Here is an 11,582-nt window from a genome sequence, read left to right as displayed (position 1 = left end):
CTTGCTTGACGCTGTTGAGCAGGTCAAAGAGGCCGATGATGATCACCAGACTGGTGTCCTTGAACAGCGCAATGAAGGTGTTGACGATGCCGGGGATCACCAGCTTCAGGGCTTGCGGCAGAATCACCAGGCCCATCGAACGCCAGTAGCCCAGGCCCATCGCAGCGGCCGCTTCGTACTGACCTTTAGGGATCGCTTGCAGACCGCCGCGCACCACTTCAGCCACGTAGGCCGACTGGAACAGGATCACGCCGATCAGCGCCCGCAGCAGCTTGTCGAAGTTCATGCCTTCGGGCAGGAACAGCGGCAGCATTACCGAAGACATGAACAGCACCGTGATCAACGGCACGCCGCGCCAGAACTCGATGAAGGTCACGCAAACCACACGAATCGCCGGCATGTTCGAACGACGACCCAGCGCCAGCACGATGCCAAGCGGCAAGGCTCCAGCGATACCGACGGTGGCGATCACCAGCGTCAGCATCAAGCCGCCCCATTGGCTGGTCGCAACGGTTTGCAGGCCGAATACGCCGCCGTGCAGCAGGCACCAGGCGACAATCGGATAGATCACCAGAAAGCTCAGCCCGTACACCGCTTTACGCGGGAAGCGCGAGATGAACAGTGGCGCCACGCCGATCACTGCCAGCCACACGGTCAGGTCCACGCGCCAGCGCAGGCCGGTCGGGTAGTAGCCATACATGAACTGACCGAATCGTTGCTGGATGAACACCCAGCAGGCGCCCTCCTTGGTGCAATCGGCCTGGGTGGTACCGATCCAGTTGGCGTCGATGATCGCCCACCCCAGAATCGGCGGAACGATCAGGTAGATCAGGTAGAACGCGAACAGCGTCAGCAAGGTGTTGAGCCAACTGGAGAACATGTTCGCGCGCATCCATGCCACTGCGCCGATGCTACTGCTCGGAGGGGGCATGTCGGGTTTGAAAGTATGAGTACTCATGCGCTTTTCCTTACCGCTCGATCAGCGCAATGCGCTTGTTGTACCAGTTCATCAGCAGGGAAATGCTGATACTGATCGCCAGGTACACGCTCATGGTGATCGCAATCACTTCGATCGCCTGACCGGTCTGGTTCAGCACGGTGCCGGCGAACAGCGAAACCATTTCCGGATAACCGATACCGGCGGCCAGCGAGGAGTTCTTCGCCAGGTTGAGGTATTGGCTGGTCAGCGGCGGGATGATCACCCGCAGCGCCTGAGGAATGATCACCTTGCGCAGGGTCGGGCCTTCACGCAAACCGAGCGAACGGGCCGCTTCGGTTTGGCCGTGGCTGACCGACTTGATCCCCGAACGCACGATCTCGGCGATAAAAGCCGCGGTGTAAACGGTCAAGGCCAGGGTCAAGGCCAGCAGTTCCGGGATAAGCACCCAGCCGCCAACGAAGTTGAAGCCCTTGAGCTCGGGCATTTCCCAGTGCAGCGGAGCGCCGAAGATCAGCGCGCACAAACTCGGGATCACCAGCAATATCGCCAGACCCACCCAGAACTTGTGGAATGGCACACCGGTCGCTTCGAAGCGCTTGTTGGCCCAGCGGCACATCAGCACGACGCCGACGATGGCCACCACAACACTGATCGCGAATGCCCCGAAGCCGTCAGCCGCCAGCGCGGCCGGCATGTTCAGGCCACGGCTGCTGACAAAGAAAGTGTCGCCGAAGTTGTGGCTGTTGCGCGGTCCCGGCATGGTCAGGAACACCGCGAAGTACCAGAACAGGATTTGCAGCAGGGGCGGAATGTTGCGGAAGACTTCCACATACACGGTCGCCAGCTTGCTGATGATCCAGTTCGGCGAAAGACGCGCGACACCAATGATGAAACCCAGCAGAGTCGCCAGGATCACGCCGATGAAGGTCACCAGTAATGTATTGAGCAGACCGATCACAAACACGCGGGCATAGCTGTCCGCTTCGGTGTAGTCGATCAGGGTTTGAGCGATGCCGAACCCGGCACTGCGCTCCAGAAAGCTGAAGCCGGAGGTGATGCCCCGGTGTTCAAGGTTGGTTTGTGTGTTATCGAACAGGAACCAGCCCAGGGAGACGACGGCCACGATAGTGACGATCTGAAATACCCAGGCGCGCACTCGCGGATCGCTGAGGCTAAGCCTCTGCTTTGGTGCGCCGATTGAATTTTGCATGAAGTGCCCCGGAAAAAATGGAACAAGAACATCACCCGGCGGTTGGCCCGCCGGGTGATAGAACCATTAGCGCACTGGTGGTGCGTACTGAATGCCGCCGTTGTTCCACAGGGCGTTCAGGCCACGGTCGATTTCCAGCGGAGTGTTCTTGCCGAGGTTTTTCTCGAACACTTCACCGTAGTTGCCGACCTGCTTGACGACCTGCACGACCCAGTCCTTCGGCAGTTTCAGGTCTTTGCCGTATTCACCGTCAGCACCGAGCATACGAGCGACGTCCGGATTCTTGGTCGATTTGGCTTCGGCTTCGACATTCTTCGAAGTGATGCCGGCCTCTTCAGCGTTGAGCATGGCGTAGCCAGTCCAGCGCACCACGGCCAGCCACTCGTCGTCGCCGTTACGCACGACTGGACCCAGTGGTTCCTTGGAAATGGTTTCCGGCAGAACCACGTAGTCCTTCGGCGAAGCCAGTTTGCTGCGCTGGGCGAACAGCTGGGATTTATCCGAGGTCAGTACGTCGCAACGACCGGATTCCAGCGACTTGGCGCTTTCATCGGAGGTGTCGAACGTGATCGGGGTGTATTTCAGACCGTTGCCGCGGAAGTAGTCGGAAACGTTGAGCTCGGTGGTAGTACCGGCCTGGATGCAGATGGTTGCGCCGTCCAGCTCTTTGGCACTCTTCACGCCCAGCTTGTTGTTCACCAGGAAGCCGATGCCATCGTAGTAGGTAATGAAGCCCGGGAATTTCAGGCCCATGCCCGCATCACGGGAACTGGTCATGGTGGTGTTGCGCGACAGGATGTCGATCTCGCCGGACTGCAGCGCGGTGAAGCGCTCCTTGGCGTTCAACTGACTGAATTTGACCTTGGTCGCGTCGCCGAATACGGCAGCGGCCACTGCGCGGCAGAAGTCAGCGTCGATGCCGAGGATCTTGCCGGTAGCGTCCGGTACCGAGAAGCCCGGCAGACCGTCGCTCACGCCACATTGCACGAAACCTTTCTTCTGCACGGCATCCAGGGTTGCACCCGCCTGAGCGAACCCGCTGACGCCGAGAACTGTTGCTGCAGTCACGATCGCCAGAGTGGATTTCAACATCTTCATTCAAACCTCCAGTTTTGCTCTTGTTGTGTCGGAGCTTGAGTCCAGTCGCACCCTTTTGAGGCATTGCTGACCCGTGTTGGCTTTTTTTAGGGTCAACCGACGTAGGACCTTCGCTATGAGTCTAGTAGGAGAAAATCCACATCATGGACAACTCACTTCTCACCAATCGGCCGAACGGGCTGTAGCCCTTTCACGTTCGCTAAGCCCGTAGCGGCCATTGGCGAACATCCATCACCGGATTCGTTGCTATCCCGTCGCGAGTCGTACACTGATAGTGTTACCGACACCCGTAGGACGCTTCGTACAATGTCCTCCATAGCAAAGCCCGTACCACACCGGCCCCGGAAGCGGTTCAGCGACAGGTCAATAGCAAAACTTGTACCCTTGCGACATCTAATTAACGGATCACCCGGACGCGCACTCGAATCACGCACTCAATGAGAGCGCCCGCACATATTTGGAGCAACCATGACCGAGCCCTTGATTCTTCAGCCTGTTAAGCCCGCAGATGCCTGCGTGATCTGGCTGCACGGCCTCGGCGCCGATCGTTACGATTTCCTGCCGGTGGCTGAAGCGTTGCAGGAAAGCCTGCTCAGCACGCGCTTTGTCCTGCCGCAGGCGCCGACCCGTCCAGTGACTATTAATGGCGGATATGCCATGCCGAGCTGGTACGACATCAAGGCCATGAGCCCGGCGCGGGCGATCGACCGCGATGAGCTGGAAGCGTCCGCCGACCGCATCATCGAATTGATCGAAGAGCAACGGGCCAGCGGAATAGACGCCTCGCGGATTTTCCTGGCAGGTTTTTCCCAGGGCGGCGCTGTGGTGTTCCACACTGCGTTTTTGAAATGGCAGGGGCCATTGGGTGGTGTGTTGGCGCTGTCGACGTACGCGCCGACTTTCAGCGATGAGCTGGAATTGTCCGCCAGCCAGCAGCGCATTCCGGTGCTGTCGCTGCACGGTCAGTTCGACAACGTGGTGCAGAACTCGATGGGGCGTACCGCCTATGAGTATCTGAAGGCTCATGGTGTCACCGTGACATGGCAGGAATACCCAATGGAGCACGAAGTGTTACCCGAAGAAATTCGCGACATCGGCGTGTGGCTGAGCGAACGCCTGCGCTGATCACGCGGGCTGTTTTCTCCCTCGGCAATCCCCTTTGATCCCTCCCCCTACGCCGCGCCCGTTTCTTGCATTACACTGGCCGGCGTACATTCCTTAACCAATTGATGAGATGACCGTGCTCAAAGCACTCAAGAAGATGTTCGGTAAAAGCGAGGCTGAGCAGCTCGCGCCAGTTCCCAGTGCGCCGTCGCACGCCCCCGGCCATCGCAGCGATGCCCGCCAGGCCGACCGCCCCGCTACCGTAGCGGCACCGAAACAAGAGTCACAACCGGCCGCCGTCGCCCCTTCATCTGCTGCTCCTGTTGCAGAAAGCGTGCACAGCGAAGCGCCGAAACCGGCCAGGCCTCGCCGCGAACCGAAGCCAAAGGCACCGGTCATCCCGTGGAAACTCGAAGACTTCGCCGTCGAGCCGCAGGAAGGCAAAACCCGCTTTCACGATTTCAAACTGTCTCCGGAACTGATGCACGCCATCCAGGACCTGGGCTTCCCGTATTGCACGCCGATCCAGGCGCAGGTGCTGGGTTTCACCCTCGCCGGCAAAGATGCCATCGGTCGCGCCCAGACCGGCACCGGCAAGACCGCCGCGTTCCTGATCTCGATCATCACCCAATTGCTGCAGACGCCGCCGCCGAAAGAGCGCTACATGGGCGAACCCCGCGCCCTGATTATCGCGCCGACCCGTGAGCTGGTGGTGCAGATCGCCAAAGACGCCGCCGACCTGACCAAGTACACCGGCCTGAACGTGATGACGTTCGTGGGCGGCATGGACTTCGACAAGCAGCTCAAGCACCTCGAAGCGCGCCACTGCGACATCCTCGTCGCGACGCCGGGCCGCTTGCTCGACTTCAACCAGCGCGGCGACGTGCACCTGGACATGGTCGAAGTGATGGTGCTGGACGAAGCCGACCGCATGCTCGACATGGGTTTCATCCCGCAAGTACGCCAGATCATTCGCCAGACCCCGCCGAAAAGCGAACGTCAGACATTGCTGTTCTCCGCGACCTTCACCGAAGACGTAATGAACCTGGCCAAGCAATGGACCACCGACCCGTCGATCGTCGAAATCGAGTCGCAGAACGTCGCCAACGAAAACGTCGAACAGCACATCTATGCCGTGGCCGGTGCCGACAAGTACAAACTGCTCTTCAACCTGGTCAACGATAACGGCTGGGAACGGGTGATCGTGTTTGCCAACCGCAAGGACGAAGTGCGGCGCATCGAAGAACGCCTCGTGCGTGATGGCATCAACGCCGCGCAACTGTCCGGCGACGTCCCGCAGCACAAACGCATCAAAACCCTGGAAGGCTTCCGCGAAGGCAAGATTCGCGTGCTGGTCGCTACCGATGTTGCCGGTCGCGGCATCCACATCGACGGCATCAGCCACGTGATCAACTTCACCCTGCCGGAAGTCCCGGACGACTACGTGCACCGCATCGGCCGTACCGGTCGTGCCGGCGCCGATGGCGTGTCTATCAGCTTCGCCGGTGAGGACGACTCCTACCAGTTGCCGTCCATCGAAGAGAAGCTGGGCCGCAAGATCAGCTGTGAAACGCCGCCAACGCATTTGTTGCGCGCGGTTGAGCGCGCGCGTCCGCAGTAAACGACGTCATAAAAGAGAAGCGCAGCCGGATACGGACTGCGCTTTTTTTTCGTCCGGATTTTTCAACAGGTGCTTGCCCGATAAAACTAAAAGTCCATAATGGACAAATTAGTTTAGATTTCACTTCCGGAGCCTGACATGTCCAGTACGCCCTACGTGATCGACCAAACCCAGGCCCATGAGCTGCTGACACGGATTGACGTGCCGCAAATCCTGCGCAAGCTGTTCCGCGACCTCGCTGCCGGCAACGCGGTGCAGCCGGCGCAGCAACGGGTGGAATTCCCGAAGGGCGCCGGTGACTTCATCAATTACCTGGGGGTGTTGGCCGAGGACGGCGTGTATGGCGTGAAGACTTCGCCGTACATCGTTCGCGAGCAAGGCGCACTCGTCACCGCGTGGACGCTGCTGATGTCGATGCAAACCGGCCAACCATTGTTGCTGTGCGATGCCGGTGAACTGACTACGGCGCGCACGGCTGCGACTACCGCAGTGGCCGTCGATGCCCTCGCCCCGCTGGATGCGCGGCGACTGGCGATCATCGGCAGCGGCAAGGTAGCCCAAGCGCACCTGCACTACGTGAAATCACTGCGCGACTGGCAGAGCATCAGCCTGTACTCGCCTTCGCTGACCGAAGACCGTGACACTCAGGCTTTGCTGAAAACCATTGCTCCAGACCTGAAGATCGCCGACAGCCGTGAAGCGGCGATCGCCGATGCCGACGTGATCATGCTCTGCACCTCGTCCGCAGGTCCCGTGCTCGACCCGGCCACCCTGAGCAAACCGGCACTGATCACCTCGATCAGCACCAACGCCCCACGCGCCCATGAAGTGCCACCGCAGAGCCTCAGCGACATGCAGGTGTTCTGCGACTATCGTCTGACCACGCCGGGTTCGGCGGGTGAGATGTTGATTGCCGCCGAGCAGCACGGCTGGGACAAGGATTCGATCATCGGCGACCTCGCGGATCTGCTCAGCGAGAAAGTGCAGCGGCCCGGTTACGACCGTCACGTGTTTTTCCGCTCCATTGGTCTGGGTCTTGAAGACATTGCCCTGGCGAATGCGGTTTACCAATTACAGCGCTAACACCTCGAATCCCCTACACAAGTTCTCGTAACCCTTGGAGATTTTCATGAGCCAGGCAGATTTCATCATCATCGGCGGCGGAATTGCTGGCGCTTCCACCGGCTTCTGGCTGTCACCGCACGCCAAAGTCATCGTGCTGGAACGTGAATCCCATCCGGCCTATCACTCCACCGGACGTTCCGCCGCACTGTTCACCGCCGCGTATGGCACACCGCAAGTACGCGCGCTGACCCAGGCCAGCCGTGAGTTCTTCGACAATCCACCGCCCGGCTTCTGCGAGCACCCGCTGCTGACCCCGCGCGGCGAAATGACCGTGGACTTCACCGGTGACGCCGCCGAACTGAATAACCAGTACCTCAGCGCCAAAGCCACGGTGCCACAGATGCAAATGCTCAGCGCCGACGAAGCCTGCGCGCGCCTGCCGATCCTGCGCCGGGAAAAAGTCCACGGCGCGATCTACGACCCGACGGCTTGCGATATCGACACCGACGCCCTGCATCAGGGTTACCTGCGCGGTATCCGTCGCAATAAAGGCGAAGTGCATACCGATTGCCAGGTGGTGAGCCTTGATCGCGACGCCAACGGTATTTGGCATGTGCAGACCAACGGCCAGACGTTCAGCGCTCCGGTGATCATCAACGCCGCTGGAGCCTGGGCCGACAAGGTCGGTGAAATGGCCGGCGCCCGATCGCTGGGCCTGCAACCAAAACGCCGTGCCGCATTCATTTTTGCCGGGCCCGAAGGCGTGGATATTCACCATTGGCCGATGCTGGTCAGCCTCGACGAATCGTTCTACATGAAACCCGATGCGGGCATGTTTCTCGGCTCGCCGGCCAACGCCGACCCGGTCGAACCCCACGATGTGCAGCCGGAAGAACTGGATATTGCCATGGGCATCTACCAGATCGAGGAGGCCACGACCCTGACCATCCGCCGCCCGACCCGCACCTGGGCCGGCCTGCGCAATTTTGTCGCCGACGGCGACTTGCTCAGCGGTTTCGATCAGCAGGTGCCGGGGCTGTTTTGGGTAGCGGCGCAGGGCGGCTACGGCATACAGACATCACCGGCAATGGGCCAGGCCAGTGCGGCATTGGTGCGCGGTGAACCGCTACCCGAGCACCTGCACCAGTTCGGGCTGGACAGCAGCATGCTATCCCCTGCCCGCCTCGCCTGATCCGCCGTCCGGATGACGCGCCCAACGGATTGCGGCACACTCGCAGCGCCTCCTGTTTACGGAGGCGTTGACGCTGCCTGGAGCTCCACTGTCATGACCGCCCCCGAATTCGACCCGGCAATGGATAACTTCCGTGCCATCGCCGACGCCATCGCCACGCTGTTCTTTCCTCACGCCGAAGTGGTGCTGCACGATTTGCGCACGCAGAAGGTCGACTACATCGCCAACAACTTGTCCAAACGCGAGATCGGCGACGAGTCATCGCTGGAAGACATGCTCAGCGAAGACGTCAGCGAGCGAAATATCGGCCCGTACGAAAAACTCAACTGGGATGGCCAGAAAATTCGCAGTCTGAGCACAGTCTTGCGCGACAGCGAAGACCATCCGCTGGCGGTGCTGTGCATCAATCTGAATATTTCGCTGTTCGAAAATGCCAAGGCTGCGCTGGATCTGTTTCTCTCGCCCAGCAAACTGATTCCACAACCGGATTCACTGTTTCGCGATGACTGGCAGGAGCGCATCAACACCTTCCTGCATGCGTGGCTGCGCGAACGACAACTGAGCCTTAATCTGCTGACCCGCGATCACAAACGCGAACTGGTGCTGGCGCTGCACGCCGAGGGCGCGTTCAAGGGCAAGAGCGCCTCAAACTATGTGGCCAACGTGCTGAACATGGGGCGGGCGACGGTGTACAAGCATTTGAAGGAATTGAAGGGCTGAAAATCTGCGGTGATTTTTCTGGCCCCATCGCTGGCAAGCCAGCTCCCACAGGTTCTGCGGTGATCACATATTTGTGCTCGACGCAGACAATGTGGGAGCTGGCTTGCCAGCGATGGCGGACTATCAATCACCGTATATATCGGACTTGAAGTACTTCTCGGAAATCTTCTGATATTCGCCACTGGCGCGAATGCCATCAATCGCGCCATTCAACTGGCTGACCAACTCGGAATTGCCCTTGCGCACCGCAATCCCCGCACCCTCACCGACGTATTTCGGATCCTTCAGCTCCGGCCCGACAAACGCATAGCCCTTGCCGCGCGGCATCGACAGGAAGTCGCTCAGTGGAATGGTGTCGGCAAAAATCGCGTCAAGACGACCGGCCGCCAGGTCCATGTAGATTTCTTCGTTGTTGCTGTAGCGCTTGACGTTGACGCCCTTGGGTTCGAACACCTCGGTGGCATAACGGTCGGTGGTGGTCGCACGCTGTACGCCGACGTTCTTGCCCTTGAGGCTGGCGTACTGGTCATCGACCGTGGCGCCGTCCTTCATCACCAGTCGCGACGAAGTGAAGTAGTACTTGTGGGTGAAATCCACTGACTTCTTGCGGTCTTCGTTGATCGTCATGGACGACAGCGCCATGTCGATTTTCTTCACTTTCAGGGAAGGAATCAGACCGTCGAATTCACCCTCGACCCACACGCATTTGACCTTCATCTGCGCGCACAGGGCATTGCCGATGTCGTAGTCGAAACCGACGATTTCACCTTTGTCGGTTTTCGAGGCGAAGGGTGGGTAAGCGGCTTCGATGCCGATGCGCAGGGTTTTCTCGGCGGCAAACGAGCTGGTGCACGCCAGCAGGCTAAGGGCCAGACCGGTGATGAGGGGGAGTTTCTTCATGTTCGTTCTCTCGCGGGTTGTTGTTGGTTTGGCAAGACGAAGAAGAGCAGCTGGGAGCGGGGAACTACGAGCGGCAAGATTGAAACTTTTTGTACTTATAAATCCATGTTGGACTTATATGTACATTTCGTCAATCGGGCAAAGAGAGAGGATTTTGGTGATGCAGATGACGCCTTCGCGAGCAGGCTCGCTCCCACGGGGGATCTGTAGCGAACACAATATCTGCGTTCATGAAGATCCAATGTGGGAGCGAGCCTGCTCGCGAAGACAGACTAAAGGGCGCTACAGGAATTACTTCTTCCAGCGATCGGCGGCGGCGTGATCACTGTCGCGCCCTTCCACCCAGCGCGGGCCGTCGCTGGTGTTTTCTTTCTTCCAGAACGGCGCACGGGTTTTCAGGTAGTCCATGACGAAAGCGCAGGCATCGAATGCTGCCTGGCGATGGGCACTGGCGGCGCCGACAAAGACAATCGGCTCGCCCGGTTCCAGCGCGCCGATGCGGTGCAGCACTTCCAACTTCAACAACGGCCAACGCTGCTCGGCTTCGACGGCAATTTTGCCCAGGGCCTTTTCGGTCATGCCCGGGTAGTGTTCAAGGAACATGCCGGCCACATCGAGGCCATCGTTGAAGTCGCGCACGTAGCCGACAAAACTCACCACCGCGCCGACGCCGACATTGGCCGCATGCATCGCGTTGACTTCAGCACCCGGGTCGAACGGCTTGGCCTGCACGCGAATTGCCATGGCTCAGCCTCCGGTCACGGTCGGGAAGAACGCCACTTCGTCGCCATCGGTAACAGGCTCATCGAGTTGGCAGAGGTCTTCGTTGCGCGCGCACATCAAGTTCTGTTCGCACAACACCTCGGCGCCATCACGCTTGGCCAACAAAGCGCGCACGTCATCAACAGTGGCGAAATCGCCTTCGACCTTTACCGAATCAACACCCAGTGCTTCACGGTAACGGGCAAAAAACCTCACGGTCACGTTCATGGTTGCTCCGCCTGGAAGTGACCGCTCTTGCCACCCACCTTCTCCAGCAGCTTCACGCTTTCGATGGTCATGCCGCGATCCACGGCTTTGCACATGTCATAGATAGTCAGCGCAGCGACGCTGGCAGCGGTCAGCGCTTCCATCTCGACGCCGGTCTGCCCGGACAGTTTGCAACGGGCGACGATGCGCACGGCGTCTTCGCCTTCAGCGCTGAGTTCGACTTTGACGCCGGTGAGCATCAGCGGATGGCACAGGGGAATCAGATCGCTGGTTTTCTTCGCCGCCTGAATGCCGGCAATACGCGCTACGGCAAACACGTCGCCTTTGGGATGGCCGCCACTGACGATCATCTGCAGAGTTTCGGGGAGCATGCGCACCAGCGCTTGGGCCGTCGCTTCACGGAACGTCACGGCTTTTTCGGTGACGTCGACCATGTTGGCGCGACCTTGGGAATCGAGATGAGTCAGCACGGGATTACTCCTGATCAGGAGCGGGGATTGTAAACCTGCGGGTCAAATTTCCGCACGCTTGAATATGGCGTTCTTCGTATAGGGCATAAAAAACCGGGCGGATGTTGGGCCGCCCGGTTCTGTTGGAAGGATTACAGATGCGATTCGGCGTATTCGGCCAGGATTGAGCGAGGCACCCCTTGCAGGGTGATGTGCACACCGTTGGGGAAATCCTTGAAGCGTTCGGTCAGGTAGGTCAGCCCGGAGCTGGTCGCGGACAGGTAAGGGGTGTC

Annotated in this window: 12 protein-coding genes and 1 pseudogene; 5 read left to right on the top strand and 8 right to left on the bottom strand. The window is 59.5% G+C overall.

The genetic code is table 11. The annotated features are described in order from the left end of the window. From ACIOVB_RS22085 to ACIOVB_RS22075, 3 genes are all read right to left on the bottom strand, one after another. Positions 1–958: amino acid ABC transporter permease (locus ACIOVB_RS22085; RefSeq protein ID WP_401271379.1), on the bottom strand; the 958-nt coding region annotated here is incomplete at its 3' end. Positions 959–968: 10 nt separating this feature from the next. Then, the gene (locus ACIOVB_RS22080) at positions 969–2,150 is read right to left on the bottom strand and encodes an amino acid ABC transporter permease (protein WP_187680049.1); all 1,182 of its coding nucleotides are present in this window, start codon (positions 2,148–2,150) and stop codon (positions 969–971) included. 66 nt (positions 2,151–2,216) lie between these two features. After that, positions 2,217–3,248, bottom strand: a complete 1,032-nt coding sequence (locus ACIOVB_RS22075; protein ID WP_187680050.1) for an amino acid ABC transporter substrate-binding protein — start codon at positions 3,246–3,248, stop codon at positions 2,217–2,219. Between the two features lie 468 nt (positions 3,249–3,716). Between ACIOVB_RS22075 and ACIOVB_RS22070 the strand changes: the two genes are divergently transcribed. The 5 genes from ACIOVB_RS22070 to ACIOVB_RS22050 all read left to right on the top strand — a co-directional run bounded on the left by ACIOVB_RS22070 (position 3,717) and on the right by ACIOVB_RS22050 (position 8,950). Next, on the top strand, positions 3,717–4,373 hold the full coding sequence (locus ACIOVB_RS22070; RefSeq protein WP_187680051.1) for an alpha/beta hydrolase: 657 nt from the start codon (positions 3,717–3,719) through the stop codon (positions 4,371–4,373). A 109-nt stretch (positions 4,374–4,482) separates the two neighbouring features. Continuing rightward, positions 4,483–5,973, top strand: coding sequence for an ATP-dependent RNA helicase RhlB (gene rhlB, locus ACIOVB_RS22065; protein WP_401271375.1), 1,491 nt, complete (start codon positions 4,483–4,485; stop codon positions 5,971–5,973). Positions 5,974–6,111: 138 nt separating this feature from the next. Continuing rightward, positions 6,112–7,056 (top strand): ornithine cyclodeaminase family protein, encoded by a 945-nt coding sequence (locus ACIOVB_RS22060; protein WP_401271372.1) that lies wholly within the window; start codon positions 6,112–6,114, stop codon positions 7,054–7,056. Positions 7,057–7,102: 46 nt separating this feature from the next. Further along, on the top strand, positions 7,103–8,230 hold the full coding sequence (locus tag ACIOVB_RS22055; RefSeq protein ID WP_401271369.1) for an NAD(P)/FAD-dependent oxidoreductase: 1,128 nt from the start codon (positions 7,103–7,105) through the stop codon (positions 8,228–8,230). Between the two features lie 93 nt (positions 8,231–8,323). After that, positions 8,324–8,950, top strand: coding sequence for a transcriptional regulator (locus tag ACIOVB_RS22050; RefSeq protein WP_401271366.1), 627 nt, complete (start codon positions 8,324–8,326; stop codon positions 8,948–8,950). A 123-nt stretch (positions 8,951–9,073) separates the two neighbouring features. Here ACIOVB_RS22050 and ACIOVB_RS22045 read toward each other — a convergent pair whose 3' ends face one another. The 5 genes and pseudogenes from ACIOVB_RS22045 to ACIOVB_RS22025 all read right to left on the bottom strand — a co-directional run. After that, positions 9,074–9,850: an ABC transporter substrate-binding protein gene (locus ACIOVB_RS22045; protein WP_401271364.1), complete on the bottom strand. Its 777-nt coding sequence runs from the start codon at positions 9,848–9,850 to the stop codon at positions 9,074–9,076. A 291-nt stretch (positions 9,851–10,141) separates the two neighbouring features. Then, on the bottom strand, positions 10,142–10,594 hold the full coding sequence (gene moaE, locus ACIOVB_RS22040) for a molybdopterin synthase catalytic subunit MoaE (RefSeq protein WP_401271361.1): 453 nt from the start codon (positions 10,592–10,594) through the stop codon (positions 10,142–10,144). Between the two features lie 3 nt (positions 10,595–10,597). Then, positions 10,598–10,840 carry a molybdopterin converting factor subunit 1 gene (gene moaD, locus ACIOVB_RS22035; protein WP_401271358.1) on the bottom strand — a complete coding sequence of 81 codons (243 nt, stop codon included), beginning with the start codon at positions 10,838–10,840 and terminating at the stop codon, positions 10,598–10,600. Beyond that, a complete protein-coding gene (gene moaC, locus ACIOVB_RS22030; RefSeq protein WP_187676871.1) occupies positions 10,837–11,310 on the bottom strand; it encodes a cyclic pyranopterin monophosphate synthase MoaC in 474 nt (157 codons plus the stop codon). The genes moaD and moaC overlap by 4 nt, the downstream gene beginning before the upstream one ends. 131 nt (positions 11,311–11,441) lie before the next feature. Beyond that, a pseudogene (locus tag ACIOVB_RS22025) lies at positions 11,442–11,582 on the bottom strand (PhoH family protein); the annotation flags it as partial.

This window comes from Pseudomonas sp. NPDC087639 (assembly GCF_044743385.1).
In the GTDB taxonomy this organism is placed as follows: Bacteria; Pseudomonadota; Gammaproteobacteria; order Pseudomonadales; family Pseudomonadaceae; genus Aquipseudomonas.
Note: the sequence above shows the minus strand (reverse complement) of the source record. Positions and strands in the feature narration are given on the sequence as shown.